This is a genomic window from Acidimicrobiia bacterium, assembly GCA_035651955.1.
Taxonomy (GTDB): Bacteria; Actinomycetota; Acidimicrobiia; order IMCC26256; family JAMXLJ01; genus JAMXLJ01.
Genome location: DASRES010000090.1, coordinates 31,900 through 47,476 on the forward strand (window position 1 = coordinate 31,900; position 15,577 = coordinate 47,476).

Annotated in this window: 14 protein-coding genes; 10 read left to right on the plus strand and 4 right to left on the minus strand. The window is 72.4% G+C overall.

The features are described 5' to 3' along the window. The first annotated feature begins 30 nt into the window (after positions 1 to 30). The 9 genes from alr (at position 31) to groES (ending at position 7,145) form a co-directional block, all read left to right on the plus strand. Entirely contained in the window at positions 31 to 1,155 is a 1,125-nt protein-coding gene (gene alr, locus VFC33_19960) for an alanine racemase (protein HZR15519.1), read from the plus strand. Between the two features lie 21 nt (positions 1,156 to 1,176). After that, the gene (locus VFC33_19965; protein ID HZR15520.1) at positions 1,177 to 2,187 is read left to right on the plus strand and encodes an alpha/beta fold hydrolase; all 1,011 of its coding nucleotides are present in this window, start codon (positions 1,177 to 1,179) and stop codon (positions 2,185 to 2,187) included. A 5-nt stretch (positions 2,188 to 2,192) separates the two neighbouring features. Next, on the plus strand, positions 2,193 to 3,128 hold the full coding sequence (locus VFC33_19970; GenBank protein ID HZR15521.1) for a P1 family peptidase: 936 nt from the start codon (positions 2,193 to 2,195) through the stop codon (positions 3,126 to 3,128). 33 nt (positions 3,129 to 3,161) lie between these two features. Beyond that, positions 3,162 to 3,764: a uracil-DNA glycosylase gene (locus VFC33_19975; protein HZR15522.1), complete on the plus strand. Its 603-nt coding sequence runs from the start codon at positions 3,162 to 3,164 to the stop codon at positions 3,762 to 3,764. Continuing rightward, positions 3,761 to 4,270, plus strand: coding sequence for a tRNA (adenosine(37)-N6)-threonylcarbamoyltransferase complex ATPase subunit type 1 TsaE (tsaE, locus tag VFC33_19980; protein ID HZR15523.1), 510 nt, complete (start codon positions 3,761 to 3,763; stop codon positions 4,268 to 4,270). The genes VFC33_19975 and tsaE overlap by 4 nt, the downstream gene beginning before the upstream one ends. A gap of 2 nt (positions 4,271 to 4,272) precedes the next feature. Then, positions 4,273 to 4,974, plus strand: coding sequence for a tRNA (adenosine(37)-N6)-threonylcarbamoyltransferase complex dimerization subunit type 1 TsaB (tsaB, locus tag VFC33_19985; GenBank protein ID HZR15524.1), 702 nt, complete (start codon positions 4,273 to 4,275; stop codon positions 4,972 to 4,974). Beyond that, on the plus strand, positions 4,974 to 5,531 hold the full coding sequence (gene rimI / locus VFC33_19990) for a ribosomal protein S18-alanine N-acetyltransferase (GenBank protein HZR15525.1): 558 nt from the start codon (positions 4,974 to 4,976) through the stop codon (positions 5,529 to 5,531). Before tsaB ends, rimI begins: the two co-directional genes overlap by 1 nt. A gap of 158 nt (positions 5,532 to 5,689) precedes the next feature. Then, complete coding sequence (tsaD, locus tag VFC33_19995) at positions 5,690 to 6,685, plus strand: tRNA (adenosine(37)-N6)-threonylcarbamoyltransferase complex transferase subunit TsaD (protein HZR15526.1); 996 nt, start codon at positions 5,690 to 5,692, stop codon at positions 6,683 to 6,685. A gap of 142 nt (positions 6,686 to 6,827) precedes the next feature. Continuing rightward, positions 6,828 to 7,145, plus strand: a complete 318-nt coding sequence (groES, locus tag VFC33_20000) for a co-chaperone GroES (GenBank protein HZR15527.1) — start codon at positions 6,828 to 6,830, stop codon at positions 7,143 to 7,145. Positions 7,146 to 7,339: 194 nt separating this feature from the next. Here the strand turns inward: groES and VFC33_20005 are convergent, their stop codons facing one another. Genes VFC33_20005 through VFC33_20020 form a run of 4 tightly spaced genes read right to left on the minus strand, consistent with a single transcriptional unit; the run spans position 7,340 to position 13,561 of the window. After that, on the minus strand, positions 7,340 to 8,974 hold the full coding sequence (locus VFC33_20005) for an acyl-CoA synthetase (protein ID HZR15528.1): 1,635 nt from the start codon (positions 8,972 to 8,974) through the stop codon (positions 7,340 to 7,342). A 60-nt stretch (positions 8,975 to 9,034) separates the two neighbouring features. Continuing rightward, a complete protein-coding gene (locus VFC33_20010; protein ID HZR15529.1) occupies positions 9,035 to 9,982 on the minus strand; it encodes a diguanylate cyclase in 948 nt (315 codons plus the stop codon). Position 9,983: 1 nt separating this feature from the next. Further along, the gene (locus tag VFC33_20015) at positions 9,984 to 13,070 is read right to left on the minus strand and encodes a response regulator (GenBank protein ID HZR15530.1); all 3,087 of its coding nucleotides are present in this window, start codon (positions 13,068 to 13,070) and stop codon (positions 9,984 to 9,986) included. Then, positions 13,067 to 13,561 (minus strand): cupredoxin domain-containing protein, encoded by a 495-nt coding sequence (locus tag VFC33_20020; protein HZR15531.1) that lies wholly within the window; start codon positions 13,559 to 13,561, stop codon positions 13,067 to 13,069. The genes VFC33_20015 and VFC33_20020 overlap by 4 nt, the downstream gene beginning before the upstream one ends. 242 nt (positions 13,562 to 13,803) lie before the next feature. On the opposite strand from VFC33_20020, the gene VFC33_20025 reads away from it, so the two are divergent. Next, positions 13,804 to 15,573, plus strand: a complete 1,770-nt coding sequence (locus tag VFC33_20025; GenBank protein HZR15532.1) for a GspE/PulE family protein — start codon at positions 13,804 to 13,806, stop codon at positions 15,571 to 15,573. Positions 15,574 to 15,577 lie beyond the last annotated feature (4 nt).

Here is a 15,577-nt window from a genome sequence, read left to right on the forward strand (position 1 = left end):
GGGCGGGGCACACACGCGAAACTGGTGGCCGTGCCGCCCGGATTCCGACCGGCGTGGGTCGAGGTCGACCTCGCCGCCCTGCGTCACAACGTCGCCGTGCTCCGTGACGTCGCCGCGCCCGCCGAGGTCATGGCCGTCGTCAAGGCGGACGCCTACGGGCACGGGGCCGTGCCGGTCGCGCGGGAGGTCGTCGAGGCGGGCGCGGCCTGGCTCGGCGTCGCGCTCGTCGAGGAGGGCGTCGCGCTGCGCGAAGCGGGCATCGACGCGCCCGTCATGGTGCTCTCCGAGCCGCCGCCGGATGCCGCGTCGGCGGTCGTCGCCCACGGGCTGACCCCGGTCGTCTACACGCTGCCCGGGATCGAGGCGCTGGCCAAGGCGTCGACCGGGATCGACCGGCGCGCGCCGTTCCCCGTGCACCTCAAGGTCGACACCGGGATGCACCGCGTCGGGTGCTCGGTGCGCGACGCGCCCATGCTGCTCGAGTCGATCCTCGACCACGACGAGCTCGCGCTCGGCGGGATCTGCACCCACTTCGCGGTCGCCGACGAGCCCGACGACCCGTACACGCGGCACCAGCTCGCGCGCTTCGACGCGCTGCTCCACGACCTCGCCGCCCGCGGTGTCCGCCCGCCCGTCGTGCACACCGCGAACTCGGCGGCGACGATCGCGTTCCCGGACGCGCGGCGCGACCTCGTGCGCTGCGGCATCGCGGTGTACGGGATCGCGCCGTCGGCGCGCGTCGCGCCCACCACGCCGCTGCAGCCGGTGCTGTCGTTCAAGACCCGCGTGACGCACGTGAAGCGCGTCGCCGCCGGTGAGCGCGTCTCGTACGGGCTGCGCTACCGGCTCGACCACGACGCGAACATCGCGACCATCCCCGTCGGGTACGCCGACGGCGTGCCGCGCAACCTCGGTCACCTCGGCGGCGAGGTCCTCGTGCGCGGCGGCCGGCGGCCGATCGCGGGCACGGTGACGATGGACCAGCTCATGGTCGACGTCGGCGACGGCCGCGTCGACGTCGACGACGAGGTCGTGCTCATCGGCCGTCAGGGCGACGAGGAGATCACCGCGACCGAGTGGGCCGAGCGGCTCGGCACCATCCCGTACGAGGTCGTGTGCGGCATCGGCGCACGGGTGCCGCGCGGCTACCGCTGAGGTGAACGCGCGCCGCGCGCCATGGTGAGCATCTCGACGATCGCGAAGCGCGCCGGCCTCGGCGTCGTCGCCGCGGCCGCGACGTCCGGTGTCGCGTACGGCGCCGAGCGGCTCGCCGTCGCGCGCGCTCGCCGTCGTGACGACCCCGATGCCGGGCGGTCGTTCGTCCCGCAGGCGGACGGCGTGCGCGTGCTCGACAGCCACGACGGCGGCACGATCTCCGTCCTGACGAAGGGCAGTGGGCCGCCGCTCGTGCTCTGCCACGGCGTCACGCTCTCGGTGCGGACGTGGGCGAAGCAGTTCGACTCCCTGCCGGTGGAGGGGTTCGAGGTGCTCGCGTTCGACAGCCGCGGGCACGGCGAGTCGCGCTGCGGTGAGAGCGGCCACTCGGTCGACAACCTCGCGGTCGACCTGCGGACGGTGCTCGAGACGCTCGACGTCCGCGACGCCGTCCTCGTCGGCCACTCGATGGGAGGGATCGCAGTCCAGGCCTTCGCCGCGCGGCATCCCGACGTCGCGCGCGAGCGCGTACGCGGCCTCGTGCTGATGTCGACGCTGGCGCGCACGATGTTCAGCGGCGCGGCGCGGTTGCAGGCCGTCGTCGAACGGCTCGCGAACGGCGTACCCGACGTCGGCGGCCTGATGGGGCACCGCAACCTCGGGTTCCTGCTCGCGCGCATCGGGTTCGGCCGCGAGCCCGCGCCGAGCCACGTCGAGCTCGTGCGGCAGATGATCGAGTCGTGCGACCCGGAGACCACGCGACTGGCGACGCGCGCGCTGCTCGGTCTCGATCTGGTCCCCGACATCGGTCGCATCGACCTGCCGACCCTCGTGCTGTCGGGGACGGCGGACGTGATCACGCCGCCGGCCGAGTCGCGGCGCATCGCGGCGACGATCCCGGGCGCGCGCCTGGAGACGTTCGAGGGCGCCGGACACATGCTCATGCTCGAGCGCGCCGACGAGGTCGACCGCCTGATCGTCGACTTCGCCCGGACGGTCGGGGCCGGTCGCCCCCGCCGCGAAGTGGTCTAGCCAACGTGGCGGGCGGCCGGGGCGCGATCACCGACGTCGCCGGCGTACGCGTCGGGAGCTGGACGGGGCCGGGGACGGGCGTGACCGTCGTCCTCGCTCCTGACGGCACGGTCGGGTCGGCCGAGGTCCGTGGTGGAGCGCCGGCGACCCGAGAGACCGCGTTGCTCGATCCGACGAAGCTCGTCGCCCGTGTCGACGCGATCGTGCTGACCGGCGGCTCGGCGTTCGGGCTCGCGACGGCCGACGGCGTCATGCGGTTCCTCGCCGAACGCGACACGGGGTACGCGACGGGCGGCGGGCCGGTGCCCATCGTGCCGGCCGCGGCGATCTTCGACCTCGTCGCGTCCGGTGGCGAGCGTCCCGGTCCCGAGCAGGGGTACGCGGCCGCCGTCGCCGCGGAGCGCGACGAACCCGTCGTCGACGGGCGTGTCGGCGTCGGGCGCGGCGCCACGATCGGCAAGTGGCACGGACCCGAGCACTCCGTCGCGGGTGGCATGGGCAGCGCGAGCGCGCCGGCGGGGAGCGCGGTCGTCGGTGCCCTCGTCGTGGTCAACGCGGTCGGTGACGTCGTCGACCGTGACGGTCGCGTGCTCGCGGGGTCGACCGCGCCGCCGGACGCGCCGCCGTTCCCGTCCCCGGCACTCGGGCCCCTCGAGCACACGACGCTCGCCGTCGTCGCGACGGATGCCGCGCTGACGAAGACCGAGTGCCTCCTCGTGGCCCAGAGCGCGCACCACGGTCTCGCACGCGCGCTGCAGCCCTCGCACACGCGCTTCGACGGCGACGTCGCGTTCGTCCTCGCGACGGGCGTGCAGGAGGGCCACGTCGACCGGTTGCGGATCGCGACGGCCGACGTCGTCGCGGAGGCGGTCCGCAACGCGGTGCGGCCGCCCGGCGACGACACGGCCGGCCCGGGATCGGAGCGGTCCCGGGGCCGGTAGCATCGACGGCCGACCCCGCCCGTGCGAGCCGCCGTGGCCCTCGACCTCCCCGCTCCCGACTTCGACTCGCTCGCCGACCTCGAACGTGAGGTGCTGGCGTGCACCCGGTGCGCGCTCGCGGACGGGCGCACCCAGGTCGTGTTCGGCACGGGTGACCCGGACGCCGACCTGATGTTCGTCGGCGAGGGACCGGGCGCGGAGGAGGACCGGCAGGGCGTGCCGTTCGTCGGCCGCGCCGGCCAGCTCCTGACGAAGCTGATCGGCGACATCGGCATGACGCGCGACGACGTCTACATCGCGAACGTCGTGAAGTGCCGGCCCCCCGGCAACCGGGATCCGCAGCCGGTCGAGATCGAGTCGTGCCGGCCGTGGCTGGCCGCGCAGCTCGGGTTCGTGCGGCCCCGCGTCGTCGTCACGCTCGGCAACTTCGCGACCAAGCTCCTGCTCGACACGAAGGAGGGGATCACCCGGCTGCGCGGGCGCGAGTTCCCGTTCGGCGACGCGACGTTGATCCCCACGCTGCATCCATCGGCCGTGCTGCGCAGCGGTGGTACCGCGCTCGCGCAGGCGCGCTCGGACTTCGTCGTCGCGAAGCGCGCGCTCGCGCGTATGGGCCCGGGAGGCACACGCGCGTGAATGTGCACACACGTTCGGTCGAGGAGACGCGCACGGTCGCGGCCGCGCTCGCGAGCGTGCTGCGTGCCGGCGACGTCGTCGTCCTCGCGGGCGATCTCGGCGCCGGGAAGACCGCGTTCGCCCAGGGCGTCGCCGCGGCGCTCGGGGTGCGCGAGCCCGTCCTCAGCCCGTCGTTCACGCTCGTGCGCGAGTACGCCGGGCGGATGCGCGTCGTCCACGCCGACCTCTACCGCCTGGCGCGCGTACAGGAGGTCATCGACCTCGCGCTCGACGAGATCGCGGGCACCGACGCCGTGACGATCGTCGAGTGGGGTGACCTCGCCGGCGGTGCGCTCGCGCCAGACCGGCTCGAGGTCCGTCTCGAGCGCGCGCCCGCCGACGACGACCACGACGACGACGAGCGGGCGATCACGTTCCGAGCGTCGGCTGGTGACTGGCCGGCCCGGCTCGCACGGGTGGACGAGCGGCTTCGCACGCTCGCGACGGCCGACGCGGCGCGAGGCTGACGATGCTGTTGCTCGGGATCGACACGTCGACGCCGCGTGTGAGCGTCGCGATCGGCGCGGATGGTGACGTCGCGGGCGAGATCGCGCTCGTCGGCGGGCAGCGCCACGCCGAGCAGCTCGCGCCCGCGATCCAGTACCTGTGCGACGAGACGGGCACGCGCCTCGACCACCTCGCCGCGATCGCAGTCGGAGTGGGGCCGGGACTGTTCACCGGCCTGCGCGTCGGTGTGACGACCGCGAAGGTGATGGCGCAGTCGCTGCGGATCCCCGTCGTCCCGGTCGCCAGCCTGGATCTCGTCGCGTACCCGCTGCGGTTCGCGTCCCGGGCGATCGTGGCCGTGCTCGATGCGCGCCGCCGGGAGGTCTTCTACGCGATGTACGTCCCCGTCCCCGGCGGGGTGCAGCGCGTGTCGGAGTACGAGGTGGGTTCGCCCGACGACCTCGCCTGCGAGCTGTCCGCACGCGGCGACGAGGTGCTGCTCGCCGGGGAAGGTGCGGTGCTCCACCGCGACCGGTTCGCCGGACTGGACCGCGTCGAGCTCACGGGGCCGGGACGCTCGTGGCCGGACGCGTCGTCGCTGCTCGAGCTGGCCGCCGCGCGGTACCAGCGCGAGGAGTTCTGCGCCGCCTCCGAGGTCGCGCCCGTGTACCTGCGGAAGAGCGACGCCGAGATCGAGCTCGAGCGCGTGGCGAGCGTGACGTGATGGCCGCGGTACCGGAGGCGCAGACGCTCGAGGTCCACGTCGTTCCCATGCGACGACGTCACCTGCGGTCGGTGCTGCGCATCGAGTCCGAGGTGTACCCGCGCCCGTGGAGCATGTCGCTGTTCCTGAGCGAGCTCGCGCTGCGCTCGACACGGGCGTACTTCGTCGCGCGCGTCGGTCGCGAGGTCGTCGGCTACGCCGGGCTGATGATGACGGTCGACGACGGTCACATCACGACGATCGCGGTCGACCCGCGGTGGCACCGTCACAAGATCGGGACGCGGCTGCTCCTCGCGGCGGCACGCGAGGCCGTCGACCGTGGCGCGACGAGCCTCACGCTCGAGGTGCGCATGGCGAACCATGCCGCGCAGGACATGTACCGCCGGTTCGGCTTCCGTCCCGTCGGCGTGCGCAAGAACTACTACGCGGAGACGAACGAGGACGCGCTCGTGATGTGGGCGCACGAGGTCGACCAGCCCGAGTACTCCGAGCTGCTCGACGGGCTCGAGCGCCAGGTCCCGGGCCGCACCGTGGTCGAGCCCCCGAAGCGCTGGTAGCGAGCGAGCCGTGAGGCGAGCGGAAGCGAGGGCCCGAGCGGCCCGGCCCGTCGGGCCGAGAGCGGGAGACGTCGTAGCGAGCGAGCCGTGAGGCGAGCGGAAGCGAGGGCCCGAGCGGCCCGGCCCGTCGGGCCGAGAGCGGGAGACGTGGTGAAGCGGTGAAGGTACTCGGCATCGAGACGAGCTGCGACGAGACCGCGGCCGCGGTCGTCGAGGACGGTCGCGACGTGCTGTCGTCGGTCGTGTCGAGCCAGGTCGACCTGCACGCGCGCTTCGGCGGCGTGGTGCCCGAGATCGCGAGCCGCGCGCACGTCGAGCTCGTCAACCCCGTCGTCGCGGAGGCGCTCGTCGAGGCGGGCACCGAGGTCGGCGACCTCGACGCGGTCGCCGCGTGCCACGGACCGGGCCTGGCCGGCGCGCTGCTCGTCGGTGTGAGCGCGGCGAAGGCGATCGCGCTCGTCGCCGACGTGCCGTACGTCGGCGTCAATCATCTCGAGGCGCACCTGCGCGCGGCGTGGCTCGAGGAGCCCGACCTGAACCCGCCGATCGCGGTGCTCGTCGTGTCGGGTGGGCACACCATGGTCGTCGCGATGGACGACTTCGATCGCTATCGCGTCCTCGGGCAGACCGTCGACGACGCCGCGGGCGAGGCGTTCGACAAGGTCGCGCGGCTGCTCGGCCTCGGGTACCCGGGCGGGCCGGCGATCGACCGGGTCGCGGCCGAGGGCGATCCCGAAGCCGTCTCGTTCCCGCGCCCGATGATCGACGACGCGTTCGGGTTCTCGTTCTCGGGGCTGAAGACCGCCGTCGTCAACCATGTGCGCCGTCATCCCGACGACGACGTGCGCGACGTCGCCGCCTCGTTCCAGGAGGCGGTCGTCGACGTGCTCGTCGCGAAGCTCCTCGCCGCCGCCGACGAGTGCGACGCGAAGGCGCTCGTCGTCGGGGGCGGCGTCGCGGCGAACTCCCGGCTGCGGGCCCGCCTGCTCGACGTGTCGACGGAGACCGGCTGGCCGGTGTGCCTCCCGAGCCTCGCGCTGTGCACCGACAACGCCGCCATGATCGCGGCGACGGGCTACCGCCGCCTCGTGGAGGACGGGCCGACGCCGCTGTCCGCCGGGATCGATCCCAACCTGCCACTCACGGCCCGCTGACACCTTGCCGCACGCGGGGGCGGCTGCTACGTTGGCGTTAGCACTCGCCCCGCCCGAGTGCTAACCGGCGACGGGGCGACACTCCGGCACCACGCAACCCCGAACTGCACACCAGAACGGCAACGCCCGAGGAGGCTCATCGATGAAGCTGCAGCCGCTGGAGGACCGGATCGTCGTCCGGACCGCCGACGCGGAGGAGACCACGATCAGCGGGCTGGTCATCCCCGACACCGCGAAGGAGAAGCCGCAGCAGGGCGAGGTGCTCGCGGTCGGACCGGGCAAGCGCTCCGAGCAGACCGGCGAGATCATCCCGCTCGACATCGCGGTCGGCGACGTCGTCGTCTACTCGAAGTACGGCGGCACCGAGATCACGGTCGACGGCGAGGACCTGCTCATCCTGTCGAGCCGCGACGTGCTGGCCAAGACGAGCGCCGAGGCGGGCAAGAAGGCCAAGAAGTAGGACCGGCTCCGAGCGGTCCCTCACGACGGGCGGTGCCTCCGGGCGCCGCCCGTTCCGCGTCCGGACGTCGTCCGGGGCGGTCCCGCGGGACCGCCGAGCGCGGTCCGAACGCGATTCAGATTCCCTGGAGTACCCCCTGGCGGGACTCACGGGCATCTGAATCGAGCATCGGCGCGAGCCCCGTCGTGTCGGTGTCACTCGGGAGTGACACCGAGCTCCTCGAGCGCGGTGCGGCGGGCCCACGCGTAGTCCGCCTTGCCGTTGGGCCCGCGGGGGATCGCGTCGACGACGACGATCCGGCGGGGCTGCTTGAACGCGGCGAGGTGCTTGCGCACCGCCTGCTTCACGTCGTCGGCGTCGAGCGTGGTCCCGGCGCGCGCGGTCACGACCGCGGTGACCGCCTCGCCGAAGCGGTCGTCGGGCACGCCGACGACGAGCGCGTCCGCGACGCCGTCGTGCAGCTTCAACGCCTCCTCGACCTCCTCGGGGAAGACCTTCTCGCCCCCGGTGTTGATCGACACCGACCCGCGCCCGAGCAGCTCGACCGAGCCGTCCGCGGCGACGCGGGCCCAGTCGCCGGGGATCGAGTAGCGGACGCCGGCGAACGTGCGGAAGGTCGCCGCCGACTTGTCCGGGTCCTTGTAGTACCCGAGCGGCAGGGGGCCCGAGAGCGCGAGCAGGCCGATCTCGTCGGACCCGGGCTCGATCGCGCGGCCGTCCTCGGTGAGCACCTTCGTGTGCTCGCCGATCGTGAAGCGGGCCGTGCGCACCTCCGACCCCGACGCGGAGATCGACCCGGCGAAGCCGACGCCCTCGCTCGACCCGAGCGAGTCGAAGCACAGGAACGACCCGCGTTGCAGCAGCGCCTCCTTCACCGGCGCGCTCCACATGACGCCCGAGCTCACCATCAACCGCAGCGACGACAGCTCGTACGGCTCGCCCCGGGCCTCGGCCTCCTCGAGCGCGCGCACCATGGGCTTCGCGAACGCGTCGCCGACGATCGCCATCTGTGTCACGTGCTCCTGCTCGACGACGCGCCACAGCTCGTGCGCGTCGAAGTGACGCTGCTCGAGCGTGACGACCGTGCCGCCGAGGAGCATGGTCTGGACCGTCGTCATGAACCCGGTCCCGTGCATGAGCGGTGACGCGGGGACGTGCACGGGCGTCAGTCCCGACGACGCGACGCGTGCCGCGGCACCGCCGACGTCGCGGGGGTCGTCGGGGACGGCTTCGCCGACGAGCCCGAACGTCGCGGGTGCGAGCGCGTGGTACAGGTCCTCGTTGCGCCACATGACGCCCTTCGGCATCCCGGTCGTGCCGCCCGTGTAGAGGATGTAGAGCTCGTCACCGGTCCGCTCGACGCGCGGCATCGGGTCGTGCGACAGGATCGCGTCCTCGAAGCGGAGTGCGCCGTCGACGAGATCGCTGCCGTCGTCGACCTGGATCACCGCGCGCAGCTGCGGCAGGCGGTCGCGCACCTTCGCGACCTGCTCGCCGAGCGCGCCGTGGAACACGAGCACCTCGGCGTCCGCGTTGTCGAGGAGGTACTCCAGCTCGTCCTCGAGGTACCGGTAGTTCACGTTCACGTGCGCGGCGCGCAGCTTGAACGCCGCGTTGGTCGCCTCCATGTACTCGTTCGAGTTGTAGAGGTAGAGCGCGACCTTCGAGTCCGGCCCCAGTCCGAGGTCCGCGAACGCGGACGCCAGCCGTGCCGATCGCTCGTCGAGCTCGCACCACGTGACGCGGCGGTCGCCGTGGACGAGCGCGGGACGGTCGGGCAGCGCGTCCGCGATCGACTCCCAGCAGGACGCGAGGTTGAGACCCGGCATGTGGACCCCCCGTGTTCGAGTCCGGGGAGTATGGCGCGCCGGGCCGTCGCGCGCGACCGCTCAGGCCGCGTTCGCCGAGTCCTCGTCCGCCATCACACGGTTGCGGCCGCCGAGCTTCGCCCGGTACAGCGCGCCGTCGGCGCGCTCGAGCATCTCGGTGGACGTCTCGCCGCCCGGCCGCCAGCTCGCGACACCCGCGCTGATGGTGACGACCTGCGGGTCGGGTCGGCCCGCGTGCGGGACGCGCAGCTCCGCGATCGCCTCGCGCAACCGGTCCACGGCGGGGATCGCGCTGTCGAGGGTCTGGTCCGACAGCACGACGACGAACTCCTCGCCGCCGTAGCGGTACGTCCCGTCACCGCTTCGGCAGTACGCGGCGAGCGTGCGCGCGACCTTGCGCAGCGCCTCGTCGCCCGCGAGGTGGCCGTACGTGTCGTTGTACGACTTGAAGTAGTCGAGGTCGAAGATCGCGACGCAGTAGCCGTGCCCGTAGCGCTCGGCCCGGTCGTGGATCGCGACGAGGTCCTCGTGCAGCCGCAGCCGGTTCCCGATCTGCGTCAGCGCGTCCGTACGAGCCAGCTGCTGGAGCTCGCCGTTGGCCTGCTCGAGCGCGGCCTGGAAGTCCTTCACCTGCTTGTGCAGGCCGGTCACGCGGTCCGCGGCGATCAGGCGCGTCTGCACGTCGAACGGGTCGAGCGGCTTCGTCAGGTAGTCGTCCGCGCCGGCCTGCATGCCGGCCACGACGTGCTCGCGCTCGCCGAGCGACGTCGCGAGGACGATGTAGGTGTATGTCCCGTGGTTGTCGTGACGGACGCGGCGGCACAGCTCGGGGCCGTCGAGGCCCGGCATCATCCAGTCGGTGATGAGCACGTCGAAGCGCGCGCCGGTGATGAGGTCCCAGGCCTCCTGACCGTCGGATGCCGTGACGCACTCGTGACCGAGCCGTTCGACCGCGGCCTTCAGCACGAGGCGGCAGGTCGTGTCGTCGTCGGCGACCAGGACGCGCATCTCAGCTCCTCGCGAGCTCCACGCCCAGGGCGTGGCGAACGTTGTCGAACTCCGTCTCGATCCGGTCGAGCAGCTCGCGCGCGCTGCCGAGCGCGGCGGCGCGTCCGAGGGCCTCGAGCTCGCGGCACAGCTCGGCCAAGCGCGTCGCGCCGATGTTGGCGCTCGCGCCCTTCACGGTGTGTGCGGCCCGCTCGACCGTGTGGGGGTCACCCTCGGCCAACGCCGCGTGCAGCGTGTCGAGCTGCGCGCGCGCGTCGTTCGCGTACTCCTCGACGAGCAGCCTCAGCAGCTCGCCGTCGCCGCTGTCGAGGTCACGCAGCGTCGAGATGCGCGACGCGTCGAGGACGGGCGTGCCGTCGTCGTGCACGTCGTCGTCGTGCGGCGCGTCGTCGTCTTGCGGCGCCTCGGGCGCCGCGGGCGCGTCGTCCTGCACCACCTGGTCCCGGTCGTCCGCGATCCAGCGGCGCAGGGCCTGCTCGATCGCGTCGGCGCGCACGGGCTTGGTGATGTAGTCGTCCATCCCGGCCTCGATGCACAGCTCGCGGTCGCCCTCCATCGCGGCGGCCGTCATCGCGATGACCGGGGTGTGCCGGCTCACACCTTCGCGGCGGCGCAGCTCGCGTGTCGCGTCGTACCCGTCCATCTCGGGCATCTGGCAGTCCATCAGGACCGCCGCGTAGCGCTTGTTGGCCAGCGCGGCGAGTGCCTCCCGGCCGTTGCCCGCGATGTCGACGCGGTACCCGAGCTTGTCGAGGATCCGCGACGCCACGAGCTGGTTCATGCTGTTGTCCTCGACGAGCAGGATCTGCGCGCCATCCGTGCGCGACGCCTCGCGCCGGCGGGGGTGACGCGCGGCCTGCTCCACGAGCGGTGCCGCGTCCGCGTTGATCCCGGTGACGATCAGGTTGAACAGCTCGGACTGGCGGACCGGCTTCGTCAGGCACCCCGACAGGCCGTGTGCGCGCGCGGCGTCGCCGCCGAGTCGCTGCGCGGCCGAGCTGAGCAGGAACAGGCGCGCGTGCCGCAGGTCGGGATCGGCCATGATCGCGGACGCGAGCTGCAGCCCGTCCATCCGCGGCATGTTGAAGTCGAGGATGACGAGGTCGTACGCGCGGCCCTGCGCGGCCGCGGCCCGCAGCTCCTCCAGCGCGGCGACGCCGTCCTCCGCCTCGGCGGGCTCCATGCCCCACGAGCGGAGCTGCTGGCGGAGGATCAGCCGGTTCGTCGCGTTGTCGTCGACGACGAGCACGCGCAGCGAGCCGAGCTCCTGCACCGGGAACGTCGGACCGGCGCCGGCCTGCTTCGGCATGGTGAGCTCGAACCAGAACGTGCTGCCCGCGTCGACCTCGCTCTGCAACTGGAGCTCGCCGCCCATCATCTGGACGAGCTCCTTCGTGATCGCCAGGCCGAGGCCCGTGCCGCCGAAGCGGCGGGTCGTCGACGCGTCGGCCTGCGAGAACGGCTCGAACAGGCGTACCTGGTCGTCGGGCGCGATGCCGATGCCGGTGTCGCGGACCTCGAAGCGCAACCGCACGTCGTCGTCCGACTCCGCGATGCGGGTCACCTGCAGCACGACCTCACCGTCGGGCGTGAACTTCACCGCGTTCGACACGAGGTTCACGAGGACCTGGCGCAGGCGGACTGGGTCGCCGCGCAGCGCGGTCGGCACGTCGGGCGCGCAGAACCCGATGAGCTCGATGTCCTTCGCGTTCGCGACGTCGCCGAGCAGCCCCGCGACGGTCTCGACGAGCAGCACGAGGTCGAGGTCGACCTCCTCGATCTCGACCTTGCCGGCCTCGATCTTCGAGAAGTCGAGGATGTCGTTGATGATGCCGAGCAGTCCCTCCGCGGCGACCTGCACGCCGGCCGCGTACTCGCGCTGCTCGCCGTCGAGGCGGGTGTCGAGCAGCAGCTCGGTGAGGCCGATGACCGCGTTCATCGGCGTGCGGATCTCGTGGCTCATCGTCGCGAGGAACTGCGACTTCATCTGCGACGCTTCCATCGCCTGGTCACGCGCCGTCGCGAGCTCCTCCGCGGCGCGGTTGCGCTCGGTCACGTCGCGCACGTTGATGACCAGACCGCGCACGGTCTTGTCCTTCGTCAGGTTCGTCGCGGTGCCCTCGAGGTCGCGCCACGTCCCGTCACGGTGCCGCGCGCGATAGGCGACGTCGGCGGTCGTGCCCGGAACCTCGACGATCGGCGTCAGCTGCTCGGCCATGCGCTCGAGGTCGTTCGGGTGCACGAGCAGCGACGCGTCCGCGCCGACCGTCTCGTACGGCTCGTAGCCGAGGACGTTGCGCATCGACGGGCTCTGGTAGAGCGTCAGGCCCTCGAGGCTGACGACGGTGATCATGTCGGTCGAGTTGTGCACCAGCGTGCGGAACCGCTCGGACTCACGCTTCGCCGCGCGGCGGAGGAAGACGACGAGCACGATCGTGGCGAGGCCGCCGATCGACCCGAGGATGACGGCCATCGCGGCGAGCCGGCCCAACGCGGCGTGGGCGTCGACCGTGATCTGGTTGGCGGCGTCACCGGTGACGCTCGAGAGCTCGGCGCCCAGCACCCGGAGCTGCTGGAGGTCGGCCGCGTACTGCGGCGTGCCCTTCTGCACCGAGAGCAGGACCTCGCCGTGCTGCGTCAGCGTCTCGATCAGGCGTTGCTCGTGCTCGAGCTTGGCCCGCGCGTGCGCGCCGCTCACGGCGGGGATGCGGACGGTCTGCTCGGGGTTGCCGTTCGGCGACGGCACCTCGCCGCCGTGCAGCAGTGCCTGCGCGCTCTGGCGCAGGATCGCCGCGCTCTCGTCCGGGTCGGTCTGCACGCCGTCCGACTGCAGCACGAGGTCCTTGATGTAGCGCTCGACGAGCGTGCGCTGGCGCGTCGTCACGTTGACGAGCAGCGGCGTGTTGCGCTCGCGCTCCAGCGCGCCGACGACGTACCACATCATCGCGACGAGGAAGACGACGAGCGTGATGACGGAGCCGATGACGATCCGGTTCCGCCACAGCGCGTGCTTCAGCCGGTGCACGAGCCCCGCCTCGCCCGGCGCGGGCCGGCCCTTGGCGCGCAGCTCGGCGATCTGCCAGCTCATGACCGCGGTCCCGACACGTCGAACTGCGTGTACGTGCCGCCGAGGTAGTGGCCCTCGAGGTTGCAGTACGCGACGTAGTGGCCCGGAGGCAGGTCGAGCGTCAGGCGCGCGTGGCCGTCGAGCTTCACCTCGTCCACCTCGCCGACGGAGTGCAGCTGCGCGGACTGGTCGTTGACGGACAGCCCGTCGGGCCGCAGCGGCAACGCGTTCCCGGGCAGGTCCGTCCGTACGACGTGGAACTCGTGGGTCGACGGCCCCGCGTTGGCGACGTCGAACGTCACCGAACCCGCGGGCACCGACGTACGCGACGGCTGCATGGCGAAGTCCCTGATCCGGACGTCGACCACCGTGCCGGTCGCCTTCGACGAGGAGGAGCTGCAGCCCCCGGCGACGGCGACGACCGCCGCGACACCCAGTGCCGCGACGGCACGGCGTGCCGCCCGGGCGCGGCGCTCGGGCGCGCCGCCGGTCCCCGTTCTGCCCCTGCTCACGGTTCCCTGCATCGGCAGGACGCCGGCGTCGTTGAGCGAAATGTCGGCGGAATGTCCGAATCGGCAGCGCTCGGGACCTCGGACCGGGCCGTTCCCGGCCCGGTCCCCTCTCAAGCGGACGGCCGACGCGCCGACGAACAGGTGACGGCTCGCTTCCCCGCTGCGGGGACGAGGGGATCGGACGGCGAGGCGATCGTGACCACCGGCTGCGCGGACCGCGCACACGACGAGATGGGACCGCTGTGAGACTGCGTCGCGGGCAGACGGCCGTCGACGACGACGCTCGCGCCGTCGCGCCCGAACCGTCGTCGTCCGCACCGGCCGCCGGTGCGCAACCGACCCGCCGGCTCGGCGACCTGCTCGTCGAGCAGGAGCTCGTCTCGCAGGCGGAGCTCATGGAGGGCCTGCTCGAGCAGTCCGCCTCGGGCGGGCGGCTGGGCTCCGTGCTCGTCAAGCTGGGCATGCTCGACGAGCGCGACCTCGCGCGCGTGCTCTCCGAGCAGCAGGGCCTGCCCCTCGTCGACCTCCGTCAGGACGTTCCCGAGGCGTCCGCGCTCGAGCGGCTGCCCGAGAGCGTGGCCCGCAGCATGCACGCGATCCCGATCCGCGAGACACCCGACGGTCTGCTGATCGCGGTCGCGGACTCCGAGGAGCACGACGCGTACCGCGTCTTGTCGCAGGCCGTCGGCGGTCCCGTCGTGCTCGTGATCGCACCGCCGTCCGACATCGCGCGCGCGATCGACGGCTCGTACCGCGCGCTCGCCGGCGTCGACGAGCAGGTGCGCAGGTTCGAGGCGGTCGGTGGCGTGCGCGCGCGTACGGCCGGACCGCAGGTCGAGGTGGCCGACGACCACGCGCCCGTGGTGCAGGTCGTGAACCTCGTCATCACGCAGGCGCTGCGCGACCGTGCGTCGGACATCCACCTCGAGCCTCAGGGTGACGTGGTGCGCGTCCGGTTCCGCATCGACGGCGCGCTGCACGAGGTCCAGGCGCTGCCCGCCGAGATGGGTCCCGCGGTCGTCAGCCGCATCAAGGTGCTCGCGGGCATGAACATCGTCGAGCGTCGCCGCGCCCAGGACGGTCAGCTCGAGATGACGATCGACGGTCGCGACCTCGACGTGCGTGTGTCGACCGTGCCGACGATCCACGGCGAGAAGGCCGTGCTGCGCCTGCTCGACAAGAGCCGTTCGCTGTTCGAGCTCGACCAGCTCGGCATGCCGGACTCGACCCGTGCGACCTACTCCGCGCTGACGCGTCACCCCTACGGGATGGTGATCGTCGCCGGCCCGACGGGCAGCGGCAAGACGACGACGCTGTACGCGACGCTCGCCCAGCTGAACACACCCGACCGCAACCTCACGACGATCGAGGACCCGGTCGAGTACGTGTTCCCGTCGATCAACCAGATCCAGATCAACGAGCAGGCGGGCGTGACGTTCGCCGACGGGCTCAAGTCGATCCTGCGCCAGGACCCGGACGTGATCCTCGTCGGCGAGATGCGCGACGTCGAGACGGCCCGCATCGCGGTGCAGTCCGCGCTCACCGGTCACTTCGTGCTGTCGTCGATCCACGCGACCGACGCCGCCTCCGCGTTGCACCGGTTCCTCGACATGGGGCTCGAGTCGTTCCTGATCGCGTCCTCGGTGCTCGGCATCGTCGCCCAGCGGCTCGTCCGCCGTACGTGCACGCACTGCCGGGTCCGCTACGAGCCGACGCCCGAGGAGCGCATGTTCTACGAGCACGCGTCGAGCTCGTCCAAGAGCGAGTTCTGGCACGGGGCCGGGTGCAACTTCTGCTCGCACACCGGCTTCGAGGACCGCATCGGCGTGTTCGAGCTCCTGCGCTGCACGGACGAGATGCGCGACCTGATCGTGTCGAGCTCGTCGCACGACCGCATCCGCGAGCTCGCGGTCGAGCAGGGGATGGTGCCGATGCGCGAGGAAGCGCTGCGGCTCGTCGAGGAGGACGTCACCACGATCGCCGAGATCCTCCGCGGCGTCTACCTGATCTGACGTC